The following is a 12,998-nucleotide window of genomic DNA, read 5'->3' as shown; positions in this document are numbered from 1 at the left end:
CCATGCCGACCCTTCGCCACGACGCCCCGGTGTTCCTGCTGGACCTCGGGGACGACGAGAACCGCTTCTCGCCGTCCTGGCTGGAGACCGTCCATTCCCAGCTCGACACCGTCGTCGCCTATCCGGATCCCGCGGTACTGGTCACGGTCGGATCCGGGAAGTTCTACTCCAACGGACTCGACCTCGAATGGCTCACCGGCAACCCCGCCCAGGCCGCGCAGTACGTCGCCGACGTCCACGAACTGCTGGCCCGGGTGCTCACCCTCGGCGTGCACACGGTCGCCGCGATCAACGGGCACGCCTTCGGCGCCGGGGCCATGCTGGCGATGGCGCACGACTTCCGCGTGATGCGCGCCGACCGCGGCTTCTTCTGCTTCCCCGAAGCCGACATCAACATCCCGTTCACGCCGGGGATGGCCGGGCTCATCCAGAGCAAGATCACCCCCGCCGCCGCGCTCGCGTCGATGACCACGGGACGGCGTTTCGGCGGCACGGACGCGCGGGACCTGGGGCTCGTGGACGCCGTCGCCGAGAAGTCCGCGCTGCTGGAGTACGCGGCCGACCTCGTCCGCCCGCTGGCGGGCAAGGACCGGGGCACGCTGGCCGCGATCAAGACGACGATGTTCACCCCTGCGGTCACCGCGCTCCGCGCCAAGTAAGAGCACAATCGTTGACCGTGAGTGAAGATCTCCCGCGCGCCGAGGACCCGGACGTCACCGAAGCCCGCAACGGAAACGGCGCGGCGTTCGACCGTCTGGTAGAGCCGCTGCGCCGCGAATTGCACACCCACTGCTACCGCATGCTGGGCTCGGCCCACGACGCCGACGACGCCTTGCAGGACGCGCTCCTGCGGGCCTGGCAGGGCCTGGAACGCTTCGAGGGCCGGAGCTCGATGCGGACCTGGCTCTACACCGTCGCCACCCGCACCTGCCTCGACACCGCCGCCGCACGCGGCAGGCGCGCCCTGCCGATGGACCTCGGCCCGTCGAGTGACCGGGCGGTGCTCGAACACGCCCCGATGACCGAGGTCGCGTGGCTCGGCCCGTACCCCGACGGGAGCCTGGGCTGGGGCCCGGCCGGGCCGGACACCCGGTACGAGCAGCGTGAGGCCGTCGAGCTGGCGTTCGTCGCCGCGCTCCAGCATCTGCCGGGGAACCAGCGGGCGGCGCTGCTGCTCTTCGACGTCCTCGGCTTCTCCGCCGCCGAAATCGCGTCCATAATGGACACATCGGCTGCGGCGGTGAACAGCGCGCTGCAGCGCGCACGGGCGATCGTGGCCGAGAAGGCCCCGTCACGGGGCAGGCAGCGGACGCCGCGGAAGCTCGAAGACGCGCGGATCCGCGAGATCGCCGCGGACTTCGCCTCCGCGCTGGAACGCGGCGACGCCGACGCGCTCGTGGCGTTGCTGACCGAAGACGTCACCTGGTCCATGCCGCCGCTCGCGCACTGGTATCGCGGCATCGAGGCCGTCTCCGACTTCGCCGCCGAGGTCCCGCTCGGGCGATGCCCGAGCTGGCGCAACGAGATCATCACCGCCAACGGCCAGCCGGCCTTCGCCTGCTACGTCGGCGAATCGGCGGACGCCGTCCACCACGCCTGGTCGATCAACGTGCTGTCCCTGCGGGACGACAGGATCCGCGAAATCACCTCCTTCATCGACCCGGCCTTGTTCGCGCGGTTCGGTCTCGCCATGACGAAGCCCTGATCACCCTTCGGCATGACAATCGCGGCCGAACCGGCTCCGGACTGCCACGATGGCCGCCATGCGAAAGATCACTCCGGCGGTCAAGGCCATCGCCGTCGTACCCGCCGTGGTGATCGCCGCCGCTCTCGGCCTGTGGCTGTACAGCGCGGACCGGACCGCGGGCGACACCGGGCACTGGGCCGGGTCGCACGCGCCGGACCGGGTCGAGGTCAACGCCTCCGTCCTCAAGGTGGACGCCGCCGCGCGGGAGGCCGTGCTGCGCGTGCTGGTCGTCCCGCTCGGGCGGTTCGGGGAAGACGACGGGGTGGCGCCGGCCGGCGAACTGCGGCTGCTGTCTTCGTCCAGCCTTCGCGACGACCGCGTCTTCCCGGCGCACCAGCGGATCTCCAGTCTCGACATCCCGATCGCGCTGACCGGCGGAGCCGTCACGGACTACCCGTTCGACGGCTACGAGGCGCGGATCGAGTTCGCGGCCGTCCACAACGGGGAACCCGCGCCTGTGCTGTTCACACTGGACAAAGTGGACAGTCTGTTCTCCTTCTCCGTCAAGGACTATCGCGCGACGGAGGACCAAGGCGGCCTCGACGTCCGGTTCAGCCGCTCCACCAGCGTGCTGGTCTTCGCCTTGTTCATGATGATCACCATGTGGGGTCTCGCCATCGCGGTGTTCTTCGGCGCCCGGCATCTGATCGCGCGACGGCGCGGCCTGGTCTGGCCGTCGTTCGGGTTCATGGCCGCGACCCTGTTCGCGCTCGCCGGATTCCGCAATCTGGCCCCGGGTTCGCCACCGATCGGGTCGCTGCTGGACTACACGGCCTTCCTCTGGGCCGAGGTCGTCATCGCGCTGTGCGTCGTGGTCTCGGTGGTGACCGGCGCGATCACCGAACAGGGCAAACCGGACTCGTGACGAGCATGATGGAGGTATGCGCAGGCGGGTGTCGATCGGGACGGCGGTGGCGGTCACCATCGTCGGCGTGGTCTTCGGCGGCGCGTTCGCGTTTCAGCGCGAGCTGATCTATCTCCCCGAGGGCGGCCCGCTGCCCGGCGCGGCCGACGTGCTGCCCGGTGGCAGGGACGTCACGCTCACCACCGCGGACGGGTTACACCTCGCGAGCTGGTACTTCCCGGTCGTCTCCGCGAAGGCGGCCGTCCTGGTGGCGCCGGGCAACGCCGGCAATAGGTCGTACCGGGCGCCGCTGGCCCGCGCGCTGACCGCACGCGGCCTGTCGGTGCTGCTCGTGGACTATCGCGGGTACGGGGGTAATCCCGGTGACCCGTCCGAGGACGGGCTAGCGCTGGACGTCCGCGCCGCCCAGGAGTTCTTGGCGCGCGAAGCCGGTGCGCCATTGGTGTACTTCGGCGAAAGCCTCGGCTCGGCGGTGGTCGCCGAGCTGGCCGTCGAACGTCCGCCATCCGCTCTGGTGCTGCGCTCGCCCTTCGTCGACCTCGCCTCGGTCGGGCAGCGGCACTACCCGTTCCTGCCGGTCCGGTGGCTGCTGCGGGACGAGTTCCCGACCCGGGGCGACGTCGCGCGGGTCGAGGCGCCGGTCACCGTCGTCTTCGGCTCCGCGGACTCGGTCGTCCCGGCCGAGCAGAGCCGCGAAGTGGCGCGGGCGGCGAGTGCCACGGTGGTCGAGGTTCCCGGCGCCGATCACAACGACCCGGCGTTCTCCGACGGGCCGGAGCTGATCGACGCCATCGTGAACGGCTCAGGTGCTCCGCCGCAGTGACAGAGTGTGGCCGGGGTTGAGCTTGCGGCCGAGACGATCGGCCTTCGGCCAGCGGACGTCTGTCGCCCAGCCCGCCTTCTCGAACAGCCGGATCAACCGAGCGGAGATGTCGAGCTGGCCGCGGCGGACGCCGTGCCGGGCGCCGGTCGGGTCGGCGTGGTGGGAGTTGTGCCACGACTCGCCCATCGAGGCGATGGCGAGCGGCCAGAAGTTCGCGGACTTGTCGCGGGCGGCGAACGGGCGGTCGCCGATCAGGTGACACAGCGAGTTCACCGACCAGGTGACGTGGTGCAGCAGCGCCACCCGGACGAGGCTCGCCCAGAAGAACGCGGTGACCGCGCCCCACCACGACAAGGTGATCACGCCGCCGAGGACGGCGGGCGCGAGCAGGGTCACGACGGTGAGCAGCGGGAACAGCCTGTCGACGCGCGCGAGGTCACGGTCGGCGAGCAGGTCCGGGGCGAACCTTCGAGCGTTGGTCTTCTCGCGTTCGAACAGCCAGCCCATGTGGGCGTGCCAGAAGCCGCGGGCGAGCGCGGCCGGGGTGGTGCCGAACCGCCACGGGGAATGCGGGTCGCCTTCTCGGTCGGCGAACGCGTGGTGGCGCCGGTGGTCGGCCACCCAGCCGATGACCGGGCCCTGCATGGCCATGCTGCCTGCGACCGCGAGGGCGATCTTAAGGCCGCGGTTGGCCTTGAAGGCGCCGTGGGTGAAGTAGCGGTGGTAACCGACGGTCACGCCGAGACCGGTCAGGAAGTAGAACCCGACGGCCAGGCCGAGGTCCACCCAGCCTAGTCCCCAGCCCCACGCGAAGGGGACGGAGGCGGCCAGCGCCAGCAGAGGGACCACCGCGAACAGCTTGACGAGGAGGTTTTCGGTGCGGGACTGCTCCCCGGACATCAAGGGTTGCGGCGTCCGCCGCTCTTCGGTGTCCGAGAGTCTCAAAACTGAGGTCATGTCGCCGTTTCTTGTCGAGGGCCGAGGCTTGTGTCAGCTGCGAGAGCCTGAGCACGACGCGGCGCACGAAAAGGCATGCCCGCGACGAATTCTGCGCGAGCGTGCTTGGACAACACGACACCCAAAACGTTGGACCAGGTTGTTCAACGAACGGCGTCGGCCGAAGGTTCCATTGCGGGATAAGAGGGTTCGCGAAAAAGATCCATGTATCGCTCACCCTGGGCGGTCTTGTGGTCGTATCGCTCGGCCTGGGCTTCGAGCGGATGACTGAACAGCGCACTGTTCGTGTTGTGAGTACTGACGATGAAACCTTTCGAAAGGGGACCGCTGTCGCGCGGTCTTCAGCGAGACCAGGGGCGAATTCCACCGTCTCGCGGCGTCGCGCCCCGGGGGCGTCGCCGTTTACCACGGTACACGCCCCGGGGCCGGTCCCCGGGGCATCCACCCGATCAGCCGTGTGCCGTCACGTTGAGTGCTGTCACGACGGTTCGTTCTTCATAGGCGAAATGGGCTTCCAGCTTGCCTGCGAGCTCGTCGAAGTCGTCGCGCAACCGGATCGGGTCGCTCTCGCCGTGGACGTAACCCTCGACGAGTTCACGGATCCGCTTCTGCGACGTCGCGACGACGACGTGGTCCTCCCCAAGCTTCGCCAACACCGGCGCGAGCGCGGGAAACCGTTGCGCCAGCATCGGAAACGCGCCCATGTCCTCACCGGTGTGATGCTTGGTCAGCGCCTCGCAGAACGAAACACAGTGTGCCCGCAAGGATTTCTCCAGGGTGAGCGAATCGGCACGGCCCGCCACCAGGTCTTCGACCCCGGCGCGCACTGTCTTGAGTTCCTCCCTCAGCCACTCGTGGACCTCCACCAGGAAGTGCCCCATTCCCCGCACCCGGTCGTCGATCCGGTGCAGGATCACGACGGGCAGCTCACGCGTCGTTTTCGCTTGATACTCGGCGAATCCGGGATCCTCGGCGACAACCTTCGCGAACAATGTGTCGCGTTCCGCTGCGGGCGGGATGGCAGCGATCGCCTCGTAGCTTTCGGTCCCGGTTTCGATCGTGACGCGATGATCGTGCCGGATGTTGTGATACCAGCCGGGATGCCTCGGCGCTCCCATGTTCGAAGCGACGACGACGGTCTTGCCGTCGATTTCGAGGTACCCCAACGGATTCGTGCGCCGCTCACCACTCTTGGCACCGGTGGTGGTCAGCAGGATCAGCCGCCACCCCTCGAACATGCCGCCGAGTTTTCCCTTGTTCTGCCTGAATTCACTGATCACTTGGTCGTTGAAGCCGGTCAATGCTGTCCTTTCCCATCGCTGTGTCGACAGGAGGACGCGGAACGATCACCGGAAAAGGGCACAAGTCTTGGTACACCCGGGTTCTGAGCGCACGCATGGAGACGTCATCCCACTGACGGGGGATGAGCGAAGACAAGAGACGGTGTGTGCCGATCTCTGGTGGCCGAGTAGCCGCTACCTCCATGCGTAGGCCCATACGGGGCTCGGGGTCGAGGTTAGCACAAGGTCGACCGTTCAGGCAGCGCCGTCATCCCCAGCCGGCACCTCAGCTGGGCAACCTTGCCCTACAGCCGAGTGATTTCTTCACGAGCACGAGCGAGTTCCACCGCCTACGCGGCAAACAACGCCGCAAGCCTGCCATATGACAGCCACCCCCTTCTCTCACAACAAGATTATTCCAAGGCACACCAACGAAAACCAATGAACTTGAACAATTACCCCTAATATTTCATAGCACAAGTGTTCGAATCGGAGTATCATTGATTTCGTGGCCGACAGCGACAGACCCGAGACGACGCGCACCGAGTGGTGGCGCGTCGACACGGCTGCGTTGCATGCCCGCAAACAGGAACTAGAGGTCGTCAAACGTCGGGTGGATGCGGAGCAGAACGCGATCCTCGCGGAGATCAATGCTCGCGGTGTTCGTGGGTGCAGTGGTCATTCGACGTTGGCGGCGATGATTTTCGAGGATTTCCTGGTGTCGGACAAGGAAGCCAAGGATCGTGCGGATCGGGTGCTGGCGTTGCATCCCGGTCCGTCCATCGGCGGGGATCCTGAGCCTCCGTTGGCGCCGTTGACCGCCGAGGCCGCTGCGGAAGGCGCGATCGGTGGTTCGCAGATCGACGCGATCATCCGCACTCTGGCGCGGATCCCGTCGGGTGTGCCGGAGGAGGAGGTGCGGGGCGGGGAGAAGATCCTGGTCGACCTCGCCCGCCGTGCCGGGCCCCGCGCGATCGCCCGGGCCGGGCGGCGGCTGTTGGACAAGCTCGATCCTGATGGGAAAGAGCCCCGCAACGAGGACCCGAAGGATGTGCGGCCGGAGTTGCGGTTCGTCCAACACCGCGACGGAACCCTCGGTCTGAAAGCCACCCTCGACCTGGAAACCTACGCGCGGTTGAAGTCCGACCTCGACCCGCTGGCCAAACCCCACAAGGCGATCGACGGGGTGCGGGACTCCCGCACCCAGGACGAACGCTACGGGGATGCTTTCACCGATTACGTGCGGTTGAAGACGACCAGCCGGAATCTTCCCGGTCAGGCCGGGGAAGCCACCCACATCCTGGTCACCATGTCGTATGAGGACCTGATCCGGGATATCGGTGAAGCTCACCTGGATCTGGTCGGGCCGATCAGTGCGACTGACGCCCGGATTCTGGCGTGTGATGCTCGGGTGAGGCCGGGTGTTCTCGGCACCGCCGGCGAACCACTCGACATCGGCCGATCCAAACGAACAGTGTCGTTAGCGCAGAAGTACGCGTTGACGATCCGCGACGGCGGCTGCGCGTTCCCGGGCTGCGACATGCCCGTACCGCGCTGCACCGCGCACCACATTGTTTTCTGGCGGCACCACGGCGAAACGAAGATCGACAACCTCGTGCTCCTCTGCACCAAACACCACCGGCTGATCCACCACAGCGAATGGAAAGTCCAGATCGCCCTAGACGGGTTACCCGAATTCACCGCCCCCGCCTACCTCGACCCCACCGGGGAACCGAGACGCAACACGATGCACCTCAGGACATAGGCCGAACCCCGCCAGCCCTCCCGCAAAGTGATCTGATCCGACTTCGTCAGCGGCTCAGGCTCTCCGGCACGCGTAGATCCTGATGACCGTAAAGCGCGGTGACGTTCTCAGGATCGTCGGTGGCACACGCGCCCGCGAGCTCATCGAGCAAGGCATCGTAGTCCGCACCGGTCACAGTGGACTCGAGCGGCGATTCCGCGATAGCGCACCTAAGCACGGCGAAGTGCCGACAGGCCCCCACCACGCGCTTGTCCGCTTCGCGGGCGGCGGTCAGCGGCGCCGGGTCCGGTGCGAGCAACCTAGTCCAGCGCCAACTCACCGACCATCTGATCACCGCTCGTCTCTCCAGTCGGGACGAAACCGAGCCTCAGGTAGAACCCCTCAGGCCCGTCCTCGCCCGGATGCCAGGTGGTGGTCATGCGGCTACCGCCCCTACGCCGGATCTCGGCGGACACAGCCTCGACCGCGAAGCGGCCGCAGCCACGGCCCTGCTCGCCGGCCGCGATGTTGAGCCGCCAGAGACCCGAACGGAGATCGGTGCCCGTTCCGTCACCGGCGAAGTCGATGTCGAGGAAGGCCATGAGGAAACCGACCGGCCGGTCACCGTCGAGAATGAGCCGGGGCCAGGCCGTGCCGGGGTACACGTATGCCTCGGCGAGAGACTTCACGACCGACGCGACCAGATGGTTCTGGTCAGGACGAACCCGCACACCGATCGCGTCGTCGAAGTTGGCCGCGGTGACCTCGGCCAGCCGGAACGTCCTCGTCATGCCGCAACCGTAGGCGGCGCATCAAGTGATTTCCCGGAGCACCGTCCGGATCACGTGCCGTGCGTTGCCCGCCATCGCCGGGTTCGTGTTCCGGTAGTACGGCAACGCGATCAGGGCCTGCGAAAGCGTCCGCGCGCGGCCTCGGCTCCAGGTGGCTTCGTCCACCTTCAGCGCTTCCCGGAAGACTTCTCTCGCTTCGTCGGACAGCAGGTTCCACGCCGGGAACAGATCGCAGGCCGGATCACCCGCTCCCATACAGCCGAAGTCGATCACCGCGGAAAGCCTTTCGCCGTCCACCAGCAGGTTTCCCGGCATCAGATCGGCGTGCAGCCATACCTGCGCGTCGTCACTGTCTGCGGCTCGCAACGTGTTCTCCCAGAGCCGAAGGACAGCGTCGCAGTCGACGTTCTCCTCCGGGGTGACGCGCAGGCTCTCGATCGCCGACCGGGTGGCCGTGTCCAGCGCCGCGAGCGGCCCGCCGCGGTACGCCCTCGGCGCTCCCGCCAGAGGGATGCTCCGCATCGCCAGCACGAACTCGGCCAGATCTTCGGCCAACTGCGAAGGGCCGTCCGGCCGCGGATTCTCGCCCGGCAGCCAGCGATAGACCGACCACGGCCACGGGTAGCCCTCGCCCGGTTGCCCCGCCCCGAGCGACTCCGGGATGCGCGTGGACAACCGGGGCGCGATGCGGGGCAGCCACGTCCGCTCCAGCACCACGTCCTCCGCGCCGCTTTCCGTCAGCGGCAACCGCACGACCAGGTCGTCGCCCAGCCGGAACATGGCGTTGACCGTGCCCCCGGACGGCCACCGTCCGACCGGCGCCCCATCCCACCGAGGAAACTGCGCGGCGATCAACTTCCGTACGAGGTTCTCGTCGATGACATCCCCCATGACGGATATCCAACCACCACGGCCCGGCCACGAGGCATCATCGAGCCATGCCGATCATCGCCGGCCCCGAGCCGCTCACCCCGGACGCCACCATCCGCCCGGCCCGCCCCGGTGAGGAGGACGCGGTGCTCGACCTCCTCGCCGAAGCCGCCGCGTGGCTGACCGGACGCGGAATCCGTCAATGGCCGCGACGTTTTCCCCGGGAATCGGTGAACCGTCAGATCGCACTGGGCGAAGCGCTGCTGATCACCAGGCTCGACAAGCCGATCGCGACTTGCGTGGTCACCGAAGCGGAGCCGGATCTCTGGGGTGAAAACACGGAACCGGCCTACTACCTGGGACGCCTCGCGGTGGCGCGGGAAGCGGCCGGAGCCGGGCTCGGGGTCCGGATCATCGACTGGGCCGGGGAGCGGGCGGCGGCGCGGGGCAAATCCTTCGTCCGGGTGGCGACCACGCGCGACAACCCCGCCTTGCGCGCGCTCTACGTACGCGCGGGATTCGAGCACGTGGCGGATCCGCCCGAGCTGACCTGGCCGACCAGCCTTTACCAGCGGAGAACTGGCGGGTGATCACGTCAGGCCGAGGATCTCCGGCCGCGCCGCGTACTTCCGCCAGTGCAGCGCGGGATCCGGGACCAGGCGGCGGTGTTCGAGATCCAGCAGCCCGGAGAGGCTTTCGACTTCGGCCACCACGGTGCCGTCCGGTGTGACGAACTCCTGGACCACCAGCGAGATCTTGCCCGGTTCCCAGACGAACCGGGTCAGGACGTCGATCCGTGCGCGGGCCCGGAGTTCCCGGCGGAACCGGATGGTCGTTTCGAGGTTGACCGGACCGAGATTCGCGGCCTTGAGCGCCAGCGGGTCCACCCCGGCCGCCCAGACGCTTTCCCAGCGCGCGTGATCGGCGTACGCGAGATAGGCGGGGCCGCGTACGTGCCCATTGATGTCGAGATCGTCGGTCCGGATGTCGATGGTGACGCGGAAAGGTTCGGGCACTTCCCGATCTTCGCCTCGGCGGCCAGGCTCAGTCTGGAACGTTTCGGCCAGTCCACGATCGCACGAGGGCGCCGGGCGACGAGTCCGACAGCCGACGGCATTCGCGCCCGAGGTGGGACTGGTCCGCGTAGCCCACTTCGGCGGCGACGTCGGCGAGTGACGAACGGTCCCGTGCGACGGCCTCGACCCGGTTGAGGAACCGGCGGAACCGCAGCACCCGCTGCAATTCCTTGGGACCGACGCCGATTTCGTGCCGCACGTGCCGCCGAAGGCCACGCTCGCTCACGCCCAGCGCCGCCGCCACCCGATCGGCGCGGGCACCCGGCGAACGCAGCGCGCGAGCGGCCGCGATCGAGAGACCGTCCAGCTCGACGTCCCGCAGCCTTTCGGCGACCAGCTCCTCCAGCAGCGACCGCGCCTCGCCCGGTGCCCCGCACTCGGCCAGCCTGGCTTCGGCGCGACGGGCCCTTCCCGCCCACAGGTCGCGCAGCGGAGTGGCCTCCGCCGTCAGGTCCGTCATCGGCAGCCCCAGCACCGCGCCGCCGACACCGCACCTCAGCCGGAGCCCGACGGTCCACTCCGCCGACGGCAGCTCGTGTCTCAGCACGCCGCGCACCGTGGTGACCGCGGCGAGCCCTCGCCCGTCCCAGACGAGGTCCACACAACCGTCCGGGAACACCCGCAGCGGACGACGGCACCCCACCCAGCCCGTCCAGGCACTCTCGACCACGCCGGCCACCTCCGCGACCGGCGTGCTTTCGCGGTACACCGAACGGCCCGAACGGCGGCGCAGCGGAACACCCACGCCCGGCAGTATGCCCCCGCCCACCGACAAGAACGACAAGATGCGCGTCACTTGATCTTCCTGAAGACTTGCCGTCGTGCTGCGGCCGGTGCTCGACCCGTCCCCCGCCGAGTGGATCTCCCCCAGGCTCGGCGGGGCGTTCGGCGCTGCGTGCCGCACCGTCCCACGTGGTTACGCCGCCTACGCCCGGCTCTGCCATCCCGCCGAACGCGACCGCGGCGGCTGGGCGAGCTGGCGCGAAGCCGCGGCCGAAACGGGACGGCGCGCCCACGGCGCCATGCAGTGGCACACGCTCGTCGGCTCGCCGGATCCGGTGAACCTCACCGGCTCGCTCTGGCGGGGTTCACCGCCGGGACGCGGCACGCTGCCGTCGCACAGCCTCATCGCCCTGCTGGCCGTCCTGGGCGACCACACGTCCGCTTCGGACGCCTGGTTCTGCCTCTGGGAGGGCTACGGCTGGGCCGACGAGAGGACGTTGTCCCGCGAGCACCTCGACGCGCCGCGCCTGCGCCATCCCGGCCGCGACTACCTGCTGTTCACCGGGCCGCTGGCCTCGGCGACGGAACTCGGCTGGCGGCCCCGGCCGAGCTGGTTCGAGGCGCAGTCGCCCAACCTGTTCTGGCCGGACGACCGCGCGTGGTGCGTGGCCACCGAGGTCGACTTCAATTCGACGCTGGTCGCGGGCGAAGAGGCCCTGATCGACGCGCTCCTCGACACACCCGGCCTCGACGCTTGGCGGATCGAGCCCGACACCTCTCTCGCCGCCGACGGAGACCGGATCAATCACCTCGTGTGACCGCGCTCCGGAAGGGCTCCCCCGTGCAATGAAGGGGCCTTTCATAGCAAATTTTGCTATGAAAGGCCCCTTCATTGCACGCGCGAGGCGGCGGTCAGCGCTCTTCGATCGCGTCCACCTTCGTCGGGTAGAACGCGACGTGGTCCTTGATCTCGGCGACAGCGTCGTGCGGCGCCTCGTAGGTCCAGACGGCGTTTTCGGCGACGCCGTCCCCGGTGCGGATGCTGTAGTACGACGCGTCGCCCTTGAACGGGCAATACGTCGAGTGTTCCGTCCGCTCCAGCACGCCGAAGTCGACGTCGGCACGCGGGATGTACTGCGCCGGCGGGTAGTTCGCCTCTCGCAGCGTGAGCGCGTTCGCGCTGTCCGCCACGACCTTCCCGCCGACCGTCACGACCACTCGCGCCTCGTTCGGCGCCACCGTGATCGGGTGGCTCGCGCTGGGCTTCAGCACCTTCTTGTCAGGCATGGATCAGCTCCCTCGGGGGTTTCTCCGCTACCCGTCACAGCGACGCGGCCCGCGCGGATATTCCCCTCAGGGCAGGTAGTACATCGGGTTCGGCAGCTTCACCGGGAACTCGGCGTAACCGCCTTCGAGGTCGCTGAACTGGTCGCCGAAGTTGGCCACGATGGTCGCGCCGGTCGAGGCGATGCGCTTCCGCGTGCCCGACTTGTACTGGACGGTGGTGCAGGTCAGGCCGCACGGCAGGTAGTCCGGCGCGGTGGTCTTCGGCTTGAAGAACGCGCCCGCCGGCGCCGGGTAGCCCTCGTTCGCGAGGTTCTTGAGCGACTGCGGGCCCTGGAACTCGTTGCGGCCGGTCAGGAAGTAGATCTTCACGCCGCGCTGCGCCGCCCAGTTCGCCAGTTCGAGCACCGGCTTGTTCGCGACGAACGTGCCCTTGTCGATCGCTTCCTGCTGCTTCACCGGATCGAAACCGAAGTCGTTGTCGACCTCCCAGCCATAAGTGACTTCGGCGGTGTCGTCGACGTCGAACACGACGGCGGGGTTCTTCACGCCGCGATCCAGCCTCCGCTGCAGATAGCGCTTGGCGTCGGCGACCTGGCGCTTGGTGTCGGAGACGAACCGGCTGCCGTCCGAGTACTGGTGCTTGCCGTCGACGACGACGTCGCCGTAGTAGGCCTTCACATCGAGCTTGACCTGGCCGATGTTGGCGGGCTCGTGCCCGCGCCGCCAGGCCGCGTCGTCCTGGTTCGCGATGGCGGTGGCACCGCCCGCGAGGACGGCTCCGGCGGCCGCCGCTGCGGCCAGTTTCAGCAGACCGGTGAACCGGCTCATGGAAGTG

16 protein-coding genes are annotated in these 12,998 nt (G+C 68.3%); 7 read left to right on the top strand and 9 right to left on the bottom strand.

What is annotated here, in order from left to right; all coding sequences use genetic code 11:
- Positions 1-2: 2 nt before the first annotated feature.
- Genes CFP71_RS20650 through CFP71_RS20635 form a run of 4 tightly spaced genes read left to right on the top strand, consistent with a single transcriptional unit; the run spans position 3 to position 3,435 of the window.
- Entirely contained in the window at positions 3-659 is a 657-nt protein-coding gene (locus CFP71_RS20650) for an enoyl-CoA hydratase-related protein (protein ID WP_093935510.1), read from the top strand.
- A 17-nt stretch (positions 660-676) separates the two neighbouring features.
- Positions 677-1,705, top strand: coding sequence for a sigma-70 family RNA polymerase sigma factor (locus CFP71_RS20645; protein ID WP_093935509.1), 1,029 nt, complete (start codon positions 677-679; stop codon positions 1,703-1,705).
- 58 nt (positions 1,706-1,763) lie between these two features.
- Positions 1,764-2,612 (top strand): DUF4436 family protein, encoded by an 849-nt coding sequence (locus CFP71_RS20640; RefSeq protein WP_093935674.1) that lies wholly within the window; start codon positions 1,764-1,766, stop codon positions 2,610-2,612.
- Positions 2,613-2,628: 16 nt separating this feature from the next.
- Positions 2,629-3,435 carry an alpha/beta hydrolase gene (locus tag CFP71_RS20635; protein ID WP_093935508.1) on the top strand — a complete coding sequence of 269 codons (807 nt, stop codon included), beginning with the start codon at positions 2,629-2,631 and terminating at the stop codon, positions 3,433-3,435.
- Here the strand turns inward: CFP71_RS20635 and CFP71_RS20630 are convergent.
- Positions 3,415-4,392 carry an acyl-CoA desaturase gene (locus tag CFP71_RS20630; protein WP_208635996.1) on the bottom strand — a complete coding sequence of 326 codons (978 nt, stop codon included), beginning with the start codon at positions 4,390-4,392 and terminating at the stop codon, positions 3,415-3,417. The two genes, CFP71_RS20635 and CFP71_RS20630, sit on opposite strands and share 21 nt — an antisense overlap.
- Positions 4,393-4,841: 449 nt before the next feature.
- Positions 4,842-5,693 carry a nitroreductase/quinone reductase family protein gene (locus CFP71_RS20625; protein ID WP_093935506.1) on the bottom strand — a complete coding sequence of 284 codons (852 nt, stop codon included), beginning with the start codon at positions 5,691-5,693 and terminating at the stop codon, positions 4,842-4,844.
- A gap of 478 nt (positions 5,694-6,171) precedes the next feature.
- On the opposite strand from CFP71_RS20625, the gene CFP71_RS20620 reads away from it, so the two are divergent.
- Complete coding sequence (locus tag CFP71_RS20620; protein WP_093935505.1) at positions 6,172-7,437, top strand: HNH endonuclease signature motif containing protein; 1,266 nt, start codon at positions 6,172-6,174, stop codon at positions 7,435-7,437.
- Positions 7,438-7,483: 46 nt separating this feature from the next.
- Here the strand turns inward: CFP71_RS20620 and CFP71_RS44655 are convergent, their stop codons facing one another.
- The 3 genes from CFP71_RS44655 to CFP71_RS20605 are packed head-to-tail and all read right to left on the bottom strand — an operon-like array spanning position 7,484 to position 9,098.
- Positions 7,484-7,735, bottom strand: a complete 252-nt coding sequence (locus CFP71_RS44655) for a hypothetical protein (protein WP_208635995.1) — start codon at positions 7,733-7,735, stop codon at positions 7,484-7,486.
- A 1-nt stretch (position 7,736) separates the two neighbouring features.
- Positions 7,737-8,207 carry a GNAT family N-acetyltransferase gene (locus CFP71_RS20610; protein WP_093935503.1) on the bottom strand — a complete coding sequence of 157 codons (471 nt, stop codon included), beginning with the start codon at positions 8,205-8,207 and terminating at the stop codon, positions 7,737-7,739.
- Between the two features lie 21 nt (positions 8,208-8,228).
- Positions 8,229-9,098 carry an aminoglycoside phosphotransferase family protein gene (locus CFP71_RS20605; RefSeq protein WP_093935502.1) on the bottom strand — a complete coding sequence of 290 codons (870 nt, stop codon included), beginning with the start codon at positions 9,096-9,098 and terminating at the stop codon, positions 8,229-8,231.
- 47 nt (positions 9,099-9,145) lie between these two features.
- Between CFP71_RS20605 and CFP71_RS20600 the strand changes: the two genes are divergently transcribed.
- Positions 9,146-9,667, top strand: a complete 522-nt coding sequence (locus CFP71_RS20600) for a GNAT family N-acetyltransferase (RefSeq protein ID WP_093935501.1) — start codon at positions 9,146-9,148, stop codon at positions 9,665-9,667.
- Here the strand turns inward: CFP71_RS20600 and CFP71_RS20595 are convergent, their stop codons facing one another.
- Together CFP71_RS20595 and CFP71_RS20590 are read right to left on the bottom strand one after the other, a co-directional pair.
- Positions 9,668-10,093 carry an acyl-CoA thioesterase gene (locus CFP71_RS20595; RefSeq protein WP_093935500.1) on the bottom strand — a complete coding sequence of 142 codons (426 nt, stop codon included), beginning with the start codon at positions 10,091-10,093 and terminating at the stop codon, positions 9,668-9,670. It lies immediately after the preceding gene.
- Between the two features lie 28 nt (positions 10,094-10,121).
- Positions 10,122-10,898 (bottom strand): helix-turn-helix domain-containing protein, encoded by a 777-nt coding sequence (locus CFP71_RS20590; protein ID WP_093935673.1) that lies wholly within the window; start codon positions 10,896-10,898, stop codon positions 10,122-10,124.
- Positions 10,899-10,974: 76 nt separating this feature from the next.
- Between CFP71_RS20590 and CFP71_RS20585 the strand changes: the two genes are divergently transcribed.
- On the top strand, positions 10,975-11,694 hold the full coding sequence (locus CFP71_RS20585) for a hypothetical protein (RefSeq protein ID WP_093935499.1): 720 nt from the start codon (positions 10,975-10,977) through the stop codon (positions 11,692-11,694).
- Between the two features lie 94 nt (positions 11,695-11,788).
- Here CFP71_RS20585 and CFP71_RS20580 read toward each other — a convergent pair whose 3' ends face one another.
- The gene (locus tag CFP71_RS20580) at positions 11,789-12,163 is read right to left on the bottom strand and encodes a DUF427 domain-containing protein (RefSeq protein WP_093935498.1); all 375 of its coding nucleotides are present in this window, start codon (positions 12,161-12,163) and stop codon (positions 11,789-11,791) included.
- A gap of 66 nt (positions 12,164-12,229) precedes the next feature.
- Positions 12,230-12,991, bottom strand: a complete 762-nt coding sequence (locus tag CFP71_RS20575) for an HAD family acid phosphatase (protein ID WP_093935497.1) — start codon at positions 12,989-12,991, stop codon at positions 12,230-12,232.
- Positions 12,992-12,998 lie beyond the last annotated feature (7 nt).

This window comes from Amycolatopsis thailandensis, assembly GCF_002234405.1.
Taxonomy (GTDB): domain Bacteria; phylum Actinomycetota; class Actinomycetes; order Mycobacteriales; family Pseudonocardiaceae; genus Amycolatopsis; species Amycolatopsis thailandensis.
The sequence above is the reverse complement of the archived record's forward strand: the minus strand, read 5'-3'. Positions and strand labels throughout refer to the sequence as shown.

What these genes read in the sequence shown, in the direction of transcription:
- CFP71_RS20605 (WP_093935502.1), bottom strand. Translation starts at nt 9,098, where the DNA reads ATGGGGGATGTCATCGACGAGAACCTCGTACGGAAGTTGATCGCCGCG.
- CFP71_RS20635 (WP_093935508.1), top strand. Translation starts at nt 2,629, where the DNA reads ATGCGCAGGCGGGTGTCGATCGGGACGGCGGTGGCGGTCACCATCGTC.
- CFP71_RS20640 (WP_093935674.1), top strand. Translation starts at nt 1,764, where the DNA reads ATGCGAAAGATCACTCCGGCGGTCAAGGCCATCGCCGTCGTACCCGCC.
- CFP71_RS20610 (WP_093935503.1), bottom strand. Translation starts at nt 8,207, where the DNA reads ATGACGAGGACGTTCCGGCTGGCCGAGGTCACCGCGGCCAACTTCGAC.
- CFP71_RS20650 (WP_093935510.1), top strand. Translation starts at nt 3, where the DNA reads ATGCCGACCCTTCGCCACGACGCCCCGGTGTTCCTGCTGGACCTCGGG.
- CFP71_RS20630 (WP_208635996.1), bottom strand. Translation starts at nt 4,392, where the DNA reads ATGACCTCAGTTTTGAGACTCTCGGACACCGAAGAGCGGCGGACGCCG.
- CFP71_RS20600 (WP_093935501.1), top strand. Translation starts at nt 9,146, where the DNA reads ATGCCGATCATCGCCGGCCCCGAGCCGCTCACCCCGGACGCCACCATC.
- CFP71_RS20580 (WP_093935498.1), bottom strand. Translation starts at nt 12,163, where the DNA reads ATGCCTGACAAGAAGGTGCTGAAGCCCAGCGCGAGCCACCCGATCACG.
- CFP71_RS20575 (WP_093935497.1), bottom strand. Translation starts at nt 12,991, where the DNA reads ATGAGCCGGTTCACCGGTCTGCTGAAACTGGCCGCAGCGGCGGCCGCC.